Below are 17299 nucleotides of genomic sequence, written 5' to 3' on the forward strand. Positions count from 1 at the left end.
GGATCAGGGGCGGTCGGCGGCGCGGAGGGCGGCGAGGGTGTTCCAGGCGCGGGTGGCCAGTTGCAGGTTGAAGTACGTGTCCGGGTCGGCCAGGTCGTGGCCGGAGATCTCGCGGATGCGGCGCAGGCGATACTTCAGCGTGCTGCGGTGGATCGCGAGCGCCGACGTCGTCGCCTCGTAGCCGCGACCGCACTCCAGATAGCGGCTCAGCGTCCCCACCAGCTCCGAGCCCTTACGCGCGTCGTAGTCGAGCAGGTCGCCCAGCCACTCGCGGACGAAGCCCTCGACCGTGGCCGGCTCGCCCACGCCGGCGAGCAGCCGGTACACCCCCAGCCGGTCGAACTCCGTGGCCTGGTGGTCGCCCGTGACGGCGGTCTGCAGGCGCAGCGCGAGCCGGGCCTCGTGGTAGGAGCGCGGCAGGTCCAGCGGCCGGTCGTACGCCCCGCCGACGCCGACCCGGCACAGGCCGCCGCCGAGTTCGCGGCGTACGGCCTCGCGGAAGCGCGGCCACGGCCGGTCGGTGTCGGACAGCACGACCACCTCCCGGCTCCGTACGGCGAACAGCGAACCGACTCCCGTGTCCCGCATCGCCGCGCCGACGGCGCGCCCGAACCCCTCGTCGACCGGGCCCACGACGACGACCACGCGATGCGGTCTCCGCAGGTCGTAGCCGAGGGCGTCGGCGCGGGCCAGCACGGTCTCCTCGCTCGCGCCGGACAGCAGCTCCTCGACCAGGTCGCGCCCGAGCCGCAGCTCGGCCTCGGCGACGTTGTGCAGGTGGGCGAGTTCGAGGCCGAGCACGGTCGCGGCGTGCTGGAGGGCGACGCGTTCGGGGCGGCCGGCCGACTCGCCCGGGTCGATCAGGGCGAGCAGGCCGAGGACGTCGTCGCGCGGGCCCGCCGTGACGACGAGGCGGTCCTGGCGTCGCAGGGGCCGGGATGAGCGCACCGCCGCGTTCAGCGTCCGCTCGCGCGACTCCCACGGCTCCTTCGGATACGGGTCGGGGCGGCGGGGCCCGGCCCACGCCCGCAGGTTCCCGTACCGGTCCTCGACGGCGATCGGGTAGCCGGTCAGCTCGTGCAGCGCGACCGCGATGCCCTCCGGTCCTTCGCCCGCCGCCGCGACGCGGGTGAGGCGTTCGTGCACGTTCGTGCTGAACTCCAGTTCGGCGACGGTCTCGGCGAGCGCGGCGTTGGCGGCGCGCAGGCGTTCGGCGTCGGCCCGCTGGCGGGCCCGCTGCCGGGCGCCGGCGATCGCGATCCCCGCCTGCTGGGCCAGCACGCGCAGCAGGAACTGCTCCGCCGAGGAGGGTTCGCCGGCGGCGCTCGCCACCAGGTAGCCGAGATGCCCGTCGAGACTGCGCAGCGGGAACGCCCACGCCCACGCGCGCCCGAGCACCGCCACCGGCCCGCCGGCCACGCTCAGCACCGCGAACTGCGTCTCGAGATCGCCCCGGGCGTCCGAGGTGGCGTGCACGCCGGGTACCGCCTGCCAGCCGCCCTCGGTGAGGTAGAGGCCCTCCAGCCGGCACTGTCCGAGCGAGGGCACGGCCGTGGCCGCCAGCCCGAGGATGTGGTCCTGATCTTCGCTCTCGCTCATCACCATGGACAGGGCGAGCAGCGACCGCATGCCGGACAGTTGATCCTGCGGGGACGGACCGGGCGGCGGGCCGGGCGGCGACTCCGGGATAATCGGCATCGCGACGCACCCCCCGTGCGTCGCGTGGCGGCGTCATGCGTCGCGCCGCGGCCCCAGAAAGCGCGATGACCAGCCATTTCCCCCCTCTTACCAGCATACGTACCCAGTTTCGGGACCACCGGCTCCCAGGACGATGAACGCTGATCGTTTCGGCCCCCGGGGACACCCGTCAGGTCGGAGTAGGTGAGAGGGCGTGACGCCCGGACCGTACGGGAGCGCGGTTTTGGCCCCGTGGTGACCTGTCGGGCCCCTGGGTACCCGCCCGACGCTGAAGCCATGACGGCTACCGTGTCCCGCGATCCGGGCCCGGCGGCGAGGACGATGCGCGGCCGGAGGCGCGAATGGACCACGGTGCTCGAGCTGCTGAACGCGGCCGAGTCCGGGCGGCCGGGAACCCTCCTGGTGGAGGGCGAACCGGGCGCGGGCAAGAGCCTGCTGCTGGACCAGGCGGTGCGCGCGGCCGCCGCGCGGGGCTTGATCACGGTCACCGGCCGGGCGCGGGAGTTCGGCTCGCCCGCGCCCGCCGAGCCCCTGCTGGCCGCCTTCGGCGAGCCGCTGCCGCCGGAGCCGCCGATCGAGCGGCTGCGGCCGGCGCTGGACCGGCGCGCCGGCGCGGGCCCCGTGCTGGTGGCGCTCGACGATCTGCAGTGGGCCGACCCGGGCACACTCGCGGCCCTGGAGCCGCTGGCGTCGCGAGGCACCCGTCACGCGGTGGCCTGGCTGCTGGTCCGGTGCACGGGCACGGACCACGACGCCGTGGCACGCCTGTTCGACCGCGGGGAACGCGACGGTGCCGCACGCTGCCGCCTCGGCCCGCTCGACGAGGACGCGGTGACCGAGATCATGATCGACCTGCTCGGTGCCGTGCCCGACGCCGGGCTGCTGGCCTCCGCCGCCGAGGCGGGCGGCAACCCCTTCCTCATCACCGAACTCCTGACCGGCCTTCGCGACGAAGGTGCGGTCAGGGTCTCCGGCGGCCGTGCGCGCCTCTCCTCCGCGCGGCTGCCGGATCGAGTCCGCACCGGCGTGGCCCGCCGGCTCGGCGGACTGCGCCCCAGGACGCGCCACCTGCTGACAGTGAGCGCCGTCCTGGGGCGTTCCTTCTCCCCCGAGGACGTGGCCGAGGTCCTCGGCACGACCCCGGCGGCGCTCGTACCCGACCTGGAGGAGCTGCTGGAGGCCGGGCTGCTGGCCGCCGCGCCGGCGGTTCTGCGCTTCCGGCACGAGCTGATCCGCCGCGTGATCGTCGAGGCGGTGCCACCTCCGGTACGGCAGGCCTTGCACCGGCAGATCGGCGAGCTGCTGATCGGGCGCGAGGACTCCGTCGCCTCGGCCGCCGCCCACCTGGTCCGCGGCGTACGGCCGGGGGACGCGCGCGCACTGGCCCGGCTCGACGAGGTGATCGCGTTCGTGCTGCCCCGGTCGCCGCGGAACGCGGCGGCGCTCGCCATGCACGCCCTGGAGCTCACCGGCCCGGCCGAACCCGCCCGGCCCGACCGCACCCTCACCGCGGTCCGCGCCCTCACCGCGACGGACCGGCTGGATGAGGCCGCCCGGCTCGCGCGCGCCGCGTTCGACCGGCCGATGCCCGCCCCGGCCTGCGCGCGGCTGCACTGCACGCTGGCGGAGATCCTCAGCCTGCGAGGACACGACGACGAGGCGGCCGAAGAGGCGTCGGCGGCGCTGGCGGAGCCCGGCCTGCCCGGCGGCCTGCGCGACGACGCCGAACTGGCCCTTCTGAACGCCCGCGCCGGCTCCGGCACCGGGGTACGGGAACGCGCGCAGGCGATCGTCTCCTCGACGGGTGAGCACGGCGACGCCCTGGTCGCCGGGGCCTTCGTCACCCTGGCGCTGGCCGAGTGGGACGCGGGCCGGCTGACGTCCGGCCTCGCGCTCGCCGAGGAGGCCGTACGCCGCGCGGTCTCCGCGGACACCCGCCGGGTCCATCCCCGGCTGGTCCTCGCGATGCTCCTCACCGACGCGCAGCGGCACGACACGGCGCGGACCGTCATGACGAGCGCCGGCGACGACACGCTGGGGCCGTTCGCGTGGTCGGCGGCGCCGGCCGTCCTGGCCGCGCGGGCGCACCTGGCGGCGGGCCGGTTCCACGAGGCGATCGCCGCCGCCGAGAAGGGCCTGTCCTCGACGGGACGCCCGCGGCTGCTCGTCGCCTCCGCACTGTCGGTGCTCATCACCGCGTCGCTCCGGGCCGGGGACCTCGGCGCCGCCCACGATCACGCGGCGGCGCACCGCTCCGCGCCGGGCTATCCGCACGCCGCGCTCGCCCTGGCGGCGGCACAGGTCGCCGAGGCGCGGGACGGGGCGGAATCGCTGGACCTCGGCGCGCTGCGCGACAAGGTGCTGCGGCACCGCTGGACGCTGGTCGCCGATCCGGCGGCGGCGGCCTGGCTGGTGCGTACGGCCCTCGCCGCGGACGCCCGGCCCGCGGCCGAGGCCGTGGTCACCGCCGTAGAGCGCCTCGCCGCCGGCAACCCGGCCTTCCCCGCCGTCCGCGCCGCCGCGGACCACGCCCGGGGCCTGCTGGACGGCTCACCGGCGACGCTGGAACGGGCCGCCGCGGATCATCCGGACCCGTGGGCACGGGCGTCGGCGCTGGAGGACCTGGCCGTGATCGTCGCCGCCGAGGAGGAGACCGCCAAGGCGAGACGCCGTGCGGTCTCCGCGTTCGACACGGCCCTGTCCGCGTACGAGGCGATGGACGCCGACCGGGACGCGGCCCGGGTCCGCCGCCGGCTGCGGCGCCTGGGCGTACGCCGCCGGCACTGGAACAACGCCGACCGCCCGGTCTCCGGCTGGGCGAGCCTCACCGACACCGAACGCGCCGTGTCCGAGCTGGTCGCCCAGGGCCTGACGAACCGCCAGGTGGCCGACCAGCTGTTCATGAGCGCGCACACGGTCGCCTTCCACCTGCGCCACGTCTTCCGCAAGCTGAACATCGGCTCCCGCGTGGAACTGACCCGCCGGACCCTCCAGCGCACCGCGTCAACTTGACCCGGTACTGAAGGGCCGGGTGGGGAGGTAGCTCCCGGCTGGCTGCTGGGTGGGCTCCTCCGTCCAGTCACCCCTTTTATGGGGTGGCAGGGACGCGTGACTCACGCCCCGCGGTCCACGCAGCCTCGCCCTTACGGGCGATGTTGCGGGAGGCGTTCCGGTCCGCGTGGGCAACGACCCCGCAGTTCCGGCAGCAGAAAACCGATTGGCTCACCCGGTTCTTGTCATCGATGTGACCGCACTCGGAGCACTGTTGTGAGGTGTAGGCCGGATCGACGAAGACCACGGGCACGCCGGCCCGCTTGGCCTTGTAGACGATGAAGTCGGCGAGCTGGGCGAACGCCCAAGAATGCAGCGCGACCCGTTGGGGCTTGCGGAGCCGTACCCTCTGCCGGATCCCCTTCAGATCCTCCAGGGAGATCCCGGAAGAGGTGCGTTCAGCCTCGGCCACGATCGTCTTGGCGATGATGTGATTCTGGTTCGCCGCATGACGCTTCTCGCTCCGGCTGCGTTTCTTCAGCAGCCGCTTGGCGGACTTGGTCCGCTTCTTCTGAAGCTTGCGGCGTAATTCGAGCTGCCGCCTGCGGTGCCGGTTGAGTCCGCGCCCCGCGGCCTGGTAACCGGTCGAAGTGGTCGCGATGGCGACGATACCGAGGTCCACGCCGATGAACCGGCCGGGCTCGTACCGCTCGGCCTCGGGCACCTCGCACGTGGCGATCAGATAGAACACCCCGTCACGCCGGACCAGATCGGACTCGCCCTGCCGGTAGGCCTGCAGCGTCTTGAGCGCACCCGCCGAGCAGACGAACCGGACGTTCTTCACCCGACCCTCGACGGTCCACACCGACACGGTCCCGGCGTCGTACTGCCACGACAAACACCGGTCATCGTAGGGTTGCGCGGCCCCGGGACGGAACACGATCGGCTTGGTCTCGGCCTTGACGCGACGGCGAGAGCCCGGCCTGCCGAGGTTCCCGGCGCGGGTGTTCGCCTTCAACGCGGTGTAGGCGTCACGGACCTTCTTGATGACATGCTGGGCGGCTTGTGCGCCCAGGCCCCGGGACTTCAGCTCGGCGTAGGTGTGCTTGCGCAGCTCGTACACGTGCGGCACACCGTGGTCGAGCGCCACGGCCGATACCCAGTTCGCCGCCTCGTTCACCGCGTGCAGGGTCCGCTCAAGCGCCAGCGCCTGCCCGGCGTCCGGCATGAGCTTTACCTGCACCACAATCTTCACGGAAAGTGGTCGTAGTGTTCTTCTGTGTCACGCGTGAGGAGAATCTCCCGATAATCACAAGGGCAACAGCGTCGCCTACACTCCTGCGCGCGCACTTGGTCTCCCGCGCCCCAGCACCGGTCCAGGCGGCGCAGCTAGCGCGCCGCACTTAAGGGAAGCGATTCCTCCCGGCCCTGAAGGAAGGACCGGGGTTCCCGGCTAGATCATGCTGTCAGGACGGCTCTTTCCCGGTCTTCGGAGGTCAGGACCGGTAGACGTCGATGTCGCCGTAGTTGGTGTTGGCGTGCACCTCGACGACCGTGTCGGCGGTCTCGGGGCCTTCGGCGGCGGTCAGGTTGTTGCGCACCACGCCGTTCTTGGTGTGCAGGTCCAGCCAGGCGGCCGTGCCCTCGGCGATGCCGATCCCGACCTTGCCGTAGCCGGTCTCCAGGTGGACGGCGCCGCGCACCACCGCGCCGACCTGGAGCCGGCCGTGCGCGGTCTTGGCGGTGAGGTCGCCCAGCACGCGGCCGACGGTGATGTCGCCGGTGGCGGTCTTCAGCTGCAGGTCGCCGGTCACGTCGCCGACGGCGATGGCGCCGGTGGAGTTCTTCACCGTGCCGGGGCCGTCGATGGTTCCGATCCGGACCGTCCCGGTGGAGGCGGTCACCTCGGCGGGCCCGGTCACCCGGTCCACGGAGATGTCGCCGACGGAGGCCTTGGCCTCCAGCGGACCGGTCTCCTCCAGACGCAGGTCACCGGTCGAGCTGTGCAGGACGGTACGGCCGAGCGGGCCGGTGGCGACGAAGTCCGCGGCGGCCTTGGCCTCGACGCGGGATCCGGCCGGCAGGTCGACGGTCACCTCGACCGATCCGCGCCAGGCCCGCAGGTAGGCGAGCCCCTTGGGCTTGGGGCCCTTGACCAGCAGCCGCCCGCCGGAGAACTCGACGATCGTGCGCTCGGCGGCCTGCACGCTCGCCTCGGTGGACGGGTCGCTGGGGCGCACCTCCACCACGGTGTCGGCGCGGTCGCTCGCGTTGATCTGGACGCGGCCGGCGTAGATATCGACGTCGAGGGTGATGGGTTCGGGGGTGTCGAAAGCAGGCATGGCGGAGCCCTCCTCATGGGTCCGGTGAAACTTCCCGGCCCCGGGGCCGGGTGATGAGTGGTGAGAGACGGGGGGCTAGCGCACCCAGCCGGTGAAGCTGCGCCCGCTCTGGTGCTGCTGCGGCCGGTCGGCGGGGCGGGGGCCGGCGCCGGGCTCGAACGCCGCGGAGATGGCGCGCACCAGCCAGGCGTTCACCGAGAGCCCCTGCCGGCCGGCGACCTCCTCCACACGCAGCTTGAGGTGCTCGGGCAGCCGCAGGGTCATCCGCGCGGTGCCGCCCTCCTCGGAAGGAGGCGGCCCGACGGGCGGCGCGGCCTCCGCCGCGGTCTCCGCCCCGCCGCCGGCCGCACCGCCTGAGGACGGCCCCGGCTGCGGCGGCGTCACCACGAACGCCGGGTCGCCGCCGCGCAGCCGTACATCGACCGAGCCCGGCGCGAGATCGCGGGTGATCTCGTCCGCCGCCGCCGACAACGCCTCCAGCAGGGTGAGTTTGGCGGCCGACTCGAGGGCGCCGGTGAGGCGGTCGGCCAGCGCGCGAGCTTCCGGACCGCCCGCCTCGGCGGCGACGGCGAGCTCGCGTCGGAGGTTGTCCACGTACGGCATCAGGTCCATGCCCCAACTATGACGCCATGGCGACGTCACGTCAAGCCGCGATGACGTCACAGCTGACGTCATACGGTCGGGAACCCCTGAGCCGCAGGTCAGCGGGCCCGGTCTTCGGGTCGCCCCTTGGCGACCACCACCTGCGCCGGTCGCAACCGGCGCGCTCCCTCGCCGTACCCCGGCACCAGCACACGCACGACCGTGCCGTCCGGCGCTTCGGAGGGCACGACGGTGACCGCCTGGTGACGCGCCGGATCGAACCGTACGCCCATGTCGTCCTGGCGGGGGTAGCCGAGGCGCGCGATGACGTCGCGGGCCTGGTCGAGGACGGCGCGGACGCCCTGGATGACGGCACCGGGCTCGGCTCCGGAGTGTTCGAGGGCACGTTCGAGGTTGTCCAGGACCGGCAGCCACCGCGCGGCCGTACGGGCGCGCTCGGCGTCCCGTTCCTCCTGCAGGGCACGGACGGTGTGTTTGCGGTGATTGTCCAGGTCAGCCAGTGCCCGCCGCCACCGGTCCTCCAGCTCGGAGATCTTGGTGGCGTGATCGTCTTCCGGCGGTGCCGCCTCCGGTGCCGGAGTGCCCGGCGTCTCGTGCCCGAGCACCACCCGCTCCGGTGACCCGCCTCCAGACACCGCGCGCTCCGGCTCACCTCCGGGCGCCTCGGGCCGCGGTGCACCGGCCTCGCGCGGCCAGTCGCCCTGCCCATGATCGTCGGCTCGCGGCGTGGCCGTGCCACCCGGATCCCGTGGCCAGGCGCGCGGCTCTTCCGGCCCTTTCGACATGCCTCACCTCCTGCCACCGGTCGCGAGGCGCCGGCCACCGGCCACCGCCGCAACCGACGCTCGTCGCAGCAGCGCGCGGGCACATCCTCAGGATTGGTAAGCCCCACCAGGCCGACGATCCGGCAGCCGACCGGCAAGGCCCTTACGTGATCAGGGCTGATTCGCCTCGCGTTCCGGGCATCGACGCATGCAAGGTGGGCCGCCGAATCCGGACGACTTCCGAAGCCATTTTTGCCCTCTATGGGGGCCTTATGCGGATATGACCCGCTGAGTGGTCATATGGGTACCCGGCCAAGCGGTCATATGGGTACCCGGGAGTGCGGTCATGTGCGTGTTCGGGAGAGCCGCCATGTGCGTGTTCGGGAGAGCCGTCATGTGCGTCTGCGGCACGACGGTCATCGGCGTCCCCGCCAGGGCGACCATGGGCGTCTCCTGCGGCGCGACCACATGCTCGCCCGTCCGGGGCGCGGGCACCGCCAGCACCGCGAACGCCAAGAATGCCACTGCGGCCCGTTTCGGAAGAAACTTCATGTTCACCCTTCGAGGACCTTGGCGATCACCGTTGATCGTCAAGCGCAGCCGATCCTAGCCAGGAATTCGGGCCGGACTACCCCGAATCACGCCATTACCCAGTCGATCCCGATCTCCGCCACTAAGCACCGAACGGCGCGCTCCTCGGACGGTGGGTAAGGCCCGTGCCCAGGCTCAGGTCAGCCGGTGAGGGCGGCGGCGAGGAGCGCGGCCGGGCCGTCGGTCACGCCGCCGTGCAGCAGCTCGACGCGGTGGACGAGCCGGGGCACCGGGACACCGGCCGCCACGCCGTCCAGCGCCGGTTCCGGCAGCAGCGCCAGCCCGTGCCCGGCGAGCGCGAGGGCGATGAGGCCGCGTACGTCGGTGCCCTCGTAGCGCAGTGAGGGCCGGAAGCCGTCCGAGCCGCTCGCGGCGCGCAGCCGGTCGAGGGGCATCGCGACCTCGGGCGCGTCGATCCAGCGGGCGTCGGCCAGGTCCGCCAGGCGGAGCCCGCGCCGGCCCTCCAGCGGATGGCCGGGCGGCAGCAGGACGGCCAGCGGAGCCTGGGCCACCGCGACGGCGCTCAGCGGTCCCACGTCGGGCAGGGGAAGCGGGTCGGTCGGGGCCGCGACACCGTCGACGAGGCCCAGGTCCAGGGTGCCGTCGGCGACCTGTGCCGCGATCTCGGCGCGTGAGAGCACCCGGACGGTCACGGACACGAGCGGGCGCCGGGACCGTACCGCCGCCAGCGCGCCCGTGAGCTCGCCGGTGAGGGCCAGCGCCGAGGCGCCCACGACGAGGTGCTCGGCGGGCGCGGCGACGAGACGCGTGACGTCGGCGCGTGCGGCGGCGAGGCGCAGGAGCAGGGGCTCGGCGTGTTCGAGCAGACGGGTGCCCGCGTCGGTGAGCGCGACCGGGCGGCGGCGCAGCAGCGGAGCCCGCAGGTCGGCCTCGAGCGCGGCGATGTGCTGGGAGACCGCCGACTGGGTGTAGCCGAGCTCGCTCGCCGCGGCGGTGAACGAGCCGTGGCGGGCCACGGCCACGAAGGTGCGGAGCAGATGCGTGTCCACGCCTCATAAGTATCCCTGATGACGAGTCGCGAGATCATCGTTGGCGCTGAACTCGCCTTCGTGGTCAGGATGTCCGCATGGACACCTTCACCCCGCGGATCGCCCTGGTCGGCGACCGCTCCCCGAACGTACGGGCGCACGTCCGGATCCCCTCACTGCTCACGGCGCTCGCCGAGCGCGACCGGCTGGTCCTCGACGCGTACTGGATTCCGACCGAAGAGGCCGACGGCGCGGTGGACGGCTTCGACGCGATCTGGCTGGTGCCGGGCAGCCCGTACCGCAGCCTGACCGGCGCGGTCGCCGCCGCCCGTACCGCCCGAGAGCGGAACATCCCGTTCCTGGGCACGTGCGGGGGCTTCCAGCACGCCCTCCTGGAGTACGCGCGGAACGTCTGCGGGCTCGCCTCGGCCGGCCACGCCGAGTATCCGTCCGCCACCGGCGACCCGCTGATCGCGCCGCTCGCGTGCTCGCTTGTGGGGCACGAGGGCGCCGTACGGGTCGCGCCCGGCTCGCTGGCCCGGCGCATCCTCGGCGCCGAGCGGACGGTCGAGCGGTACCACTGCTCGTACGGTCTGAGCCGGGAGTTCCTCGACGTGCTGCGCGAGAACGGGATGCGGTTCAGCGGCGCCGACGAGAACGGCGAGGTACGCATCGCCGAACTGCCGGAACACCCGTTCTACCTGGCCACACTGTTCCAGCCCGAGCTGGCGGGCGACGGCAGCCGCGCCCACTCGATCATCCGGGCCTTCGCCGCCGCCGCGCACGCCAACCACACCGTGACGGCCTGACCCGCCGGACGAACGTGACGTCCGTTTCCCGCCAGCGGACGTCATCTCCTCTGCCGCACAGTGGAAGGGTGATGACCGACCACAGCAGGCAGAACGTCGACGCGGCGGACTGGGAAGCGCTCGCCAAGGAACTCGACGCCCACGGCTGCGCGCTCACGCCGCGGTTGCTCACCCCGGAGCAGTGCCGCGACGTCGCCGCGCTGTACGAGCGGGAGGAGCTGTTCCGGACCACGATCGACATGGCCCGTCACCGCTTCGGCTCCGGTCAGTACCGTTACTTCACCCACGACCTGCCCGACCTGGTGGCGGGCCTGCGGGAGGCCTTCTACCCGCACCTGCTGCCCATCGCCCGTGAGTGGGCGGCCCGCCTCGGCCGCACCGCGCCGTGGCCCGACAGCCTCTCCGAGTGGGTGGCGATGTGCCACGAGGCCGGGCAGGACCGGTCGGCTCAGATCCTGCTGCGCTACCACGCGGGCGACTGGAACGCCCTGCACCGCGACGTGTTCGGGGACATGCTCTTCTCGCTCCAGGTCGTCATCGGCCTCGACGAACACGGCACCGACTACACCGGCGGCGAGTTCCTCCTGGTCGAACAGCGCCCCCGCGCCCAGTCCCGTGGCACCGTGCAGGTGCTCGAACAGGGCCACGGCCTGATCTTCACCACCCGCGACCGCCCCGTCCGTACCAAGCGCGGCTGGTCGGCCGGTGCCGTACGCCACGGCGTCAGCACCGTACGGACGGGCCGCCGCCACGCCCTCGGCCTCGTCTTCCACGACGCCGCCTGACCCGTGGCCACCGCCATCGCGGCCGAACCCGGGCGCCCCGGTTCGCCGCTGATCACCGAGACGACCGCGTACGGCGAATCGCCGCCGCCGTCTTCGCACACCGACGCCGAACTGACCGCCCTCATCGGCCTGCTGACGGGGCCGGGGGCCCGGATCGGGACCGTCGTGGTCGGCCACGGCCGCGACGATGCCTCCCGAGCGGCCGCCGGGGCCTTCGCCGTCGCCTGGCAGGGGCTGGGCAAGGAGATCGTCGCGACGGTGGACTGGCCCGAGGAGGCCGCCTCCTGGCTGCGCCCCGCCCGGCGGCTGACCGCTTCCGCGCCGGACGCGTGGGTGGTGGCCGCCGCCACGCTCGGCTTCGCCCAGCTGAGCCGGCGCCTGCGGTACAGCACCGACTGGGACCCGCGGCGAACCTTCGCCTTCGCCTCACTCCACGACGCCCGCCTGCCCGCGCTGGCCGGCCCGGAGACCGTGCGCGGGTTGCGCGGCGCCACCGCCGACGGCGGCTCCTGGGAGGTACGCGGCCGGTGGGTCACGTCCTCCTTCGGTCCGGGATGACGGCGGCGGCCGGAAAAACCGGATGCGCGGGAGGGGCGGTCGCGCCGACCATGGGGCATGGGCTGGAACATCACGGGTGATCTGGACGCCTACGTCGCCGAGGCCGGCGACTTCCTGCGCGCGGACCCGGTGGAGAACACCGTGCCCCTGGGCGTGGTCGAGACCCTGCGGGCGAGCGGCGTGGACGCCTTCGGCGAAGGGCCGCTGTTCGGCTGGTGGCGCTCGGACGCGGGCGTACAGGGTGCGCTCCTGCGGACCGGAACCTTCCCGCTGCTGCTCAGCGCGATGCCGGACCACGCCGCCGCCACGCTCGCCGACGAACTCGCCGACCGCGGTGTCGGCCTGGGCGGCATCACCGGCCACCCCACGGCGGCCCGTGCCTTCGCCGACGTCTGGGAGAAGCGCACGGAGACGATCGCGGAGGTGCACATGCGCCAGCGCCTGTTCCGTCTCGGACGGCTGAAGCCGCCGGAGCCCCGGCCGGACGGCACTCCGCGCGTCGCCACCGCCGCCGACCACGCCCTCGTACGCGACTGGTACACGGCGTTCCAGAACGAGGCGCCGGGCGGCGGCCTGGCGAACACCGCGTTGATCGACGACCGCCTCGGCTACGGCGGCGTGCTGCTGTGGGAGGCGAAGGGCCGCCCGGTCGCGCTGGCGGGCCGTACGCGCGTGGTGGCGGGGATGGCGCGGATCGGCCCGGTCTACACGCCACCGGAGCACCGCCGGCGCGGGTACGGAGCCGCGGTGACCGCGGCGCTGTCCCAGGCGACGCTGGACGCCGGCGCCTCGCACGTCGTGCTGTTCACCGACCTGGCCAACCCGACGAGCAACGGCGTCTACCGGCGGATCGGCTTCCGCCCGGTCAGCGACCGGCTGAGGCTCGGCTTCCGCACCGACGGCCGGCCCGGCGCGTGAACCGAGCCCGTCAGGTCCTGTGTCTCGACCCGGTAAGCGGGAGGTGGTTTCCCTGATCGGAGGCCTGTCCTCGTGACCGGCTCAGTCGGCGGCGCACGGCCTCCGGAGCCGCCTGTGACCGACCGCCGTGAGCATCAGATCGTCGAGGATCCCGGCCGTGACGCGTTCCCAGAGCACCTGCGCCTCGACGCCGACCGGCTCTCGGAGTGACTCGCCACAGATCGCCCGGACGGCCGGAGGACTATGGTCGAGGTTCCTCCGTTTTCCGAAAGGCCTTCGATGTTGCGTCTCGCCGGAATCATCCTTGCCGGAACCGGAGCGGCCCACTTCGCCGCTCCCCAGGTGTTCGACCCGATCTCCAAGGCCGCCTTCCCCGACGACACCCGCCAGTGGACCTACCGCAACGGCGCGATCGAGGTCGCCCTCGGACTGGCCCTGACCACGAAGAAGACACGCCTCCTCGGCCTGGCGGGCACCGCCGGCTACGCCGGCTGGCTGGCCGGCCGCATCCGCGCCAACCGCCCCACCCCCCAGTAGGCCTCTCATCCCGGCGCCTGAATGCCACTGAACGTCCTGCGCTCGGCGAGCGCACGACTTACAGCCGATATGACTCCGTCAAGGTGGCCCTGCATTGATCAACGCGGCCTGAGCCTAGCTGCGATCAACACACGTGGGCCGGACGAGGTCCATCCCGTCCGGCCCACGGTCATGCGCTGAGCTTTTGGTTCAGAAGTAGATCGAGGGGGTCGCAGTCATGTGCGTGCCCGGAATGTAGGAGATCACCTCGAACGCGAATGCTGAGATCATGGCCGCTCCAACGACATATTTAAGGATATGTTTCACGTTTGTCCTTTTTGGGTTGTTTGCCGATCGTCCCCCCGAGCGCATCCAAGATCATAATCCCTTGATCCACTCGATTGGCGAACTTTCCCGAAAATCGCGTGAGTTGCGAATCGGCGGATCACATTCGCCCGGAAAGCGTCGCAAATCGAGGCGTATGCGCGCTTATGTCGTGATGACCGGCCTGGCGGGCGGGGGCAGGGCGGGGCACACTGGGGCATACCTGGTGGCATCGGGATGTACGGGAGAGAGCACTGGCTTCCACGCGAGAGACCGGAACGCCCGAGGCGCCGGTTCGTTTCGAACGTTCGTCGGTTCTGCGGTTCGCCGCGGAGCTGGTCGCCTGGGTGGCGACGCCGTGGGCGCTGGCCTCCCACTCGCCGGTCCTCGCCGGCGTGGCGCTGCTGCTGCTGATCGGGCTCCCGGCCGTGTTCGTCACGCCGGGCGACAAGACCCAGGTTCCCGTCGCGGTGCCCGGCTGGGTCACGGTCGCGCTGGTCGTGCTGCAACTCTTCGCCGCGGTCACCGCGTCCTGGGCGGCCTGGCCGGTGCCGGTGGCCCTCCTGGTCTGGGCGCTGGTCATCGGCACCGTCTACACGGAGATCCCTCGCTGGCGGCGACTCACCGGCGGAGATCTCGTCGCCACCGGTCCGGTGCACCTGGCGAACGAGGGGCTGGCGTTCGTCTTCGAGCTGCTCGCCCTGGCGTTGCTCGCCTGGTGGGGCGCGACGGTCGGGAGCGGCCTGGCCCTCCATCTGGTCCTGGGCATCGGGACGCCGCTGGTGGCGGCGGTCGTGTGGGGGCTGTTCGCCGCGCCGAAGGCCCGGGTGGCACTGCCGCTCGCCGGGGTCCTCGCGGTGAAGGCGCTGGTCTTCGTCACGGCGATGCTCTGCCTGGACGTGCTCGGGCACCGTACGCTCGCCGTCGTGTTCGGCGTGCTCGTCACCGCCAACACCGTCATCGCCACCCTCGACCGGGAGGCCGCCTTCCGCAAGGTGGACGTCTCGCCCAGCGCGGTGATCACGAACGTTCGCCGGGTGCTGTGATTCGGCGGCCGACCGGGCCCCTGCGCGCGAACGGCCTGGTTCGCGTGATGGCGAACCAGGCCGTTTCAGATGCTCAGAAGTCGAATTCGACCGAACCTGCGGAGTCGCTGAAGTACTTGGTGGCGACGGCCAGCCACTGGCCGTTGATGTTCCGGTAGCCCACCGCTTCGTCGCTGGCCACCCCGGTCAGATTGGCGCTCCAGCAACCGCCCGGCGGCTGGATGGTGGAGGAGAACCAGCCGCGGTACGGGAATGAAACATATTCGTCGTGCGGGTTGATGTTCCCGCTGACGTTGCAGAATCGGAAGTTCACACCGGCGGCGTGCGCCGCCGACGGGACCAGTACTGATGCGAAGATCCCCGCTGCGGTCAGGCCCAGCGCGGCCTTGATGCGAGCACTCATATGAAGCTCCCTTTCCCCGGTGTCGGGAAAACCGTTACAGAAGAGCCGTGGGTTGGATCCAGGTGGAGTATCACGTCGCCACAGGCCGCGGGAGTATCGGCAAACTTGCCTATTTAGCCCTCATCGGCAATGCCTATTGCTGATTTCGCTGCCAGGCGTTGTCGGGCACGATGCCCACTGGTCGCCGTACCAGGTGGGACCGATGACCACGCCGGGCACCCGATCGGCTGTTGTTGTCACGACTTTCGGTTGATGTGGTGTGACCGTCTGGTCGATGTGGAGCCCGGTGCGCGTTCGCCAGTCTGGCCGGGAGTCCGCGGTGGGCGCGGGCACCGGGAGGAGATGGGATGCGCGGAGCGCGAGGGCGCCGGCGGATGGCGATACCGGCCGTGGTGTCTCTGGTCATGCCGCTGACCGCGATGACGGCGTCGGCGGACGCCGCCGTGCCGCGGGCGAACGGTGACTGGCCGACCTGGCAGGGCGACCCGCTCGGCTCGCGGTTCAACCCGGCCGAACACACCATCACGCCGGCCGACGTCGGCGGGTTGAGGCTGAAGTGGGCCTTCGCGTACCCGAAGGAGGCCGGCACGCCGCGCAGCCAGCCCGCGGTCGCGGACGGCACGGTCTACTTCGGCGGCCCGGACGGCAAGATGTACGCGCGCGACGCCCGTACCGGAGGCGCGCGGTGGACCTTCGACCTGGCCTCGGTCGGCACCGGCGCCACGCAGGTGCAGGACGGCCCGGCGGTCTCCGGCGGCAGGGTCTACTTCGGCGACGTCCGCGGCTACCTGTACGCGGTCGACCAGCGCACCGGACGGCTCGACTGGGCCACGCGCCTCGACGCGACGCCCGGGGCGGTCGTCACCAGTTCGCCCCTCGTCTTCCAGGGCCGCGTGTACGTGGGGGTGTCCAGCGGTGAGAACGTCGCCGGGAAGGACCACGCCTGCTGCACCTTCCGCGGGCACCTGGACGCCCTCGACGCCCGCACGGGAAGGGTCGCCTGGCGCTACTACACCGTGCCGAAGCCCAAGCGGGACGGCACCTGGCCGAACGGCGTGCCGAAGTACGCACCGTCCGGCGGCGGGGTCTGGAGCACTCCGGCGGTCGATCCGGTGACGCGCACCGTGTACGTCGGCACCGGGCAGAACTACACCGGCAGCGGCGGGCACTTCGACTCCGTTCTGGCACTCGACGCGCGGACCGGACGGGCCCGCTGGACCGAGAAGATGACCGACGTCGACACCTGGCGGGCCGAGTGCGCCAGCCAGGACCCGGCGGACCAGAAGTACTGCCCCAACCTGCCGGAGGGCACCGCGCTGGACTTCGACCTCGGCGCGGCGCCGAACCTGTTCACCGTGGGCGGCCGTCGCCTGGTCGGCATCGGCCAGAAGGTCGGTGTGTACCACGTGCTGGACGCCCGTACGGGCAAGGCGGTCTGGCGGCGGCAGCTCTCCACGCCCATGCCGAACGGCGGCCTGTCCGGCATCCAGTGGGGGTCGAGCTACGACGGGCACCGGCTGTACGTCGCGACGTACATGGCCGGCCCGGGCACGCTGTTCGCGCTGGACCCGGCCACCGGTCACGTCCTGTGGAAGACGCCGAGCCCGGCGGACGGCTGCACGACGGGCGGCGCGGCGAAGTACCCCGACATCTGCCAGCGCGGATTCACCCCGGCGGTGACCACGACGCCCGGCATCGTCTGGGAGGGCGGCATGGACGGCAAGATGCGGGCCTACTCGGCGGAGACCGGCAGGGTCCTGTGGAGCTACGACACGATGCGCGACTTCCAGGGCGTCAACGGCCTGCCGGGCCGGGGCGGCGCCCTGTCCGGCGGCGGGGGCGCGGTCGTCTCGCACGGCCTGCTCTACACGCAGGCCGGGTACGCCTTCACCCCGTACCCGAACGACCGTGGCTCCGCGCTGATGGTGTTCGGCCGCTGACCGAGCGGGCGGCCCCTGCGGA

Annotated in this window: 15 protein-coding genes; 8 read left to right on the top strand and 7 right to left on the bottom strand. The window is 72.5% G+C overall.

From position 1 onward, the window contains the following. Nucleotides 1-3: 3 nt before the first annotated feature. Nucleotides 4-1698, bottom strand: a complete 1695-nt coding sequence (locus OG417_RS53950; protein ID WP_329247685.1) for a PucR family transcriptional regulator — start codon at nucleotides 1696-1698, stop codon at nucleotides 4-6. A 276-nt stretch (nucleotides 1699-1974) separates the two neighbouring features. Here OG417_RS53950 and OG417_RS53955 point away from each other — a divergent pair, with 276 nt between their 5' ends. Continuing rightward, entirely contained in the window at nucleotides 1975-4710 is a 2736-nt protein-coding gene (locus OG417_RS53955) for an ATP-binding protein (RefSeq protein ID WP_329247687.1), read from the top strand. A 76-nt stretch (nucleotides 4711-4786) separates the two neighbouring features. Here OG417_RS53955 and OG417_RS53960 read toward each other — a convergent pair whose 3' ends face one another. From OG417_RS53960 to OG417_RS53980, 5 genes are all read right to left on the bottom strand, one after another. Then, nucleotides 4787-5944 (bottom strand): RNA-guided endonuclease InsQ/TnpB family protein, encoded by a 1158-nt coding sequence (locus tag OG417_RS53960; protein WP_329247689.1) that lies wholly within the window; start codon nucleotides 5942-5944, stop codon nucleotides 4787-4789. Between the two features lie 241 nt (nucleotides 5945-6185). Beyond that, nucleotides 6186-7031 (bottom strand): DUF4097 family beta strand repeat-containing protein, encoded by an 846-nt coding sequence (locus OG417_RS53965; RefSeq protein ID WP_329247691.1) that lies wholly within the window; start codon nucleotides 7029-7031, stop codon nucleotides 6186-6188. A 75-nt stretch (nucleotides 7032-7106) separates the two neighbouring features. Further along, nucleotides 7107-7643 (bottom strand): hypothetical protein, encoded by a 537-nt coding sequence (locus OG417_RS53970; protein WP_329247694.1) that lies wholly within the window; start codon nucleotides 7641-7643, stop codon nucleotides 7107-7109. An 89-nt stretch (nucleotides 7644-7732) separates the two neighbouring features. Next, nucleotides 7733-8419 (bottom strand): nucleotide exchange factor GrpE, encoded by a 687-nt coding sequence (locus OG417_RS53975; protein ID WP_329247698.1) that lies wholly within the window; start codon nucleotides 8417-8419, stop codon nucleotides 7733-7735. A gap of 710 nt (nucleotides 8420-9129) precedes the next feature. Further along, nucleotides 9130-9999 (bottom strand): LysR family transcriptional regulator, encoded by an 870-nt coding sequence (locus OG417_RS53980; RefSeq protein ID WP_329247701.1) that lies wholly within the window; start codon nucleotides 9997-9999, stop codon nucleotides 9130-9132. Nucleotides 10000-10076: 77 nt separating this feature from the next. On the opposite strand from OG417_RS53980, the gene OG417_RS53985 reads away from it, so the two are divergent. The 6 genes from OG417_RS53985 (at nucleotide 10077) to OG417_RS54010 (ending at nucleotide 14934) form a co-directional block, all read left to right on the top strand. Then, the gene (locus OG417_RS53985) at nucleotides 10077-10787 is read left to right on the top strand and encodes a CTP synthase C-terminal region-related (seleno)protein (RefSeq protein WP_329247704.1); all 711 of its coding nucleotides are present in this window, start codon (nucleotides 10077-10079) and stop codon (nucleotides 10785-10787) included. Nucleotides 10788-10858: 71 nt separating this feature from the next. Then, nucleotides 10859-11572 carry a 2OG-Fe(II) oxygenase gene (locus tag OG417_RS53990; RefSeq protein WP_329247708.1) on the top strand — a complete coding sequence of 238 codons (714 nt, stop codon included), beginning with the start codon at nucleotides 10859-10861 and terminating at the stop codon, nucleotides 11570-11572. Nucleotides 11573-11575: 3 nt separating this feature from the next. Continuing rightward, nucleotides 11576-12130: a hypothetical protein gene (locus OG417_RS53995; RefSeq protein WP_329247711.1), complete on the top strand. Its 555-nt coding sequence runs from the start codon at nucleotides 11576-11578 to the stop codon at nucleotides 12128-12130. 57 nt (nucleotides 12131-12187) lie between these two features. Then, a complete protein-coding gene (locus tag OG417_RS54000) occupies nucleotides 12188-13048 on the top strand; it encodes a GNAT family N-acetyltransferase (RefSeq protein WP_329247713.1) in 861 nt (286 codons plus the stop codon). A 279-nt stretch (nucleotides 13049-13327) separates the two neighbouring features. After that, nucleotides 13328-13585 (top strand): hypothetical protein, encoded by a 258-nt coding sequence (locus tag OG417_RS54005; protein WP_329247716.1) that lies wholly within the window; start codon nucleotides 13328-13330, stop codon nucleotides 13583-13585. Between the two features lie 650 nt (nucleotides 13586-14235). Next, the gene (locus OG417_RS54010) at nucleotides 14236-14934 is read left to right on the top strand and encodes a YrdB family protein (protein WP_329247718.1); all 699 of its coding nucleotides are present in this window, start codon (nucleotides 14236-14238) and stop codon (nucleotides 14932-14934) included. Between the two features lie 73 nt (nucleotides 14935-15007). Here OG417_RS54010 and OG417_RS54015 read toward each other — a convergent pair whose 3' ends face one another. After that, complete coding sequence (locus tag OG417_RS54015; protein WP_329247721.1) at nucleotides 15008-15337, bottom strand: hypothetical protein; 330 nt, start codon at nucleotides 15335-15337, stop codon at nucleotides 15008-15010. A 347-nt stretch (nucleotides 15338-15684) separates the two neighbouring features. Here OG417_RS54015 and OG417_RS54020 point away from each other — a divergent pair, with 347 nt between their 5' ends. Further along, on the top strand, nucleotides 15685-17277 hold the full coding sequence (locus tag OG417_RS54020) for an outer membrane protein assembly factor BamB family protein (RefSeq protein WP_329247724.1): 1593 nt from the start codon (nucleotides 15685-15687) through the stop codon (nucleotides 17275-17277). The last annotated feature ends 22 nt before the right edge of the window (nucleotides 17278-17299 follow it).

Origin of the sequence: Actinoallomurus sp. NBC_01490, from assembly GCF_036227085.1 — a bacterium.
Lineage (GTDB): Bacteria > Actinomycetota > Actinomycetes > Streptosporangiales > Streptosporangiaceae > Actinoallomurus > Actinoallomurus oryzae.

Excerpts from the sequence above, each read along its gene's own strand:
- OG417_RS54015 (WP_329247721.1), bottom strand. The coding sequence starts at position 15,337 with ATGAGTGCTCGCATCAAGGCCGCGCTGGGCCTGACCGCAGCGGGGATC.
- OG417_RS53950 (WP_329247685.1), bottom strand. The coding sequence starts at position 1,698 with ATGCCGATTATCCCGGAGTCGCCGCCCGGCCCGCCGCCCGGTCCGTCC.
- OG417_RS53975 (WP_329247698.1), bottom strand. The coding sequence starts at position 8,419 with ATGTCGAAAGGGCCGGAAGAGCCGCGCGCCTGGCCACGGGATCCGGGT.
- OG417_RS54020 (WP_329247724.1), top strand. The coding sequence starts at position 15,685 with ATGCGCGGAGCGCGAGGGCGCCGGCGGATGGCGATACCGGCCGTGGTG.
- OG417_RS53990 (WP_329247708.1), top strand. The coding sequence starts at position 10,859 with ATGACCGACCACAGCAGGCAGAACGTCGACGCGGCGGACTGGGAAGCG.
- OG417_RS54005 (WP_329247716.1), top strand. The coding sequence starts at position 13,328 with ATGTTGCGTCTCGCCGGAATCATCCTTGCCGGAACCGGAGCGGCCCAC.
- OG417_RS53965 (WP_329247691.1), bottom strand. The coding sequence starts at position 7,031 with ATGCCTGCTTTCGACACCCCCGAACCCATCACCCTCGACGTCGATATC.
- OG417_RS53955 (WP_329247687.1), top strand. The coding sequence starts at position 1,975 with ATGACGGCTACCGTGTCCCGCGATCCGGGCCCGGCGGCGAGGACGATG.
- OG417_RS53985 (WP_329247704.1), top strand. The coding sequence starts at position 10,077 with ATGGACACCTTCACCCCGCGGATCGCCCTGGTCGGCGACCGCTCCCCG.
- OG417_RS54000 (WP_329247713.1), top strand. The coding sequence starts at position 12,188 with ATGGGCTGGAACATCACGGGTGATCTGGACGCCTACGTCGCCGAGGCC.
- OG417_RS53970 (WP_329247694.1), bottom strand. The coding sequence starts at position 7,643 with ATGGACCTGATGCCGTACGTGGACAACCTCCGACGCGAGCTCGCCGTC.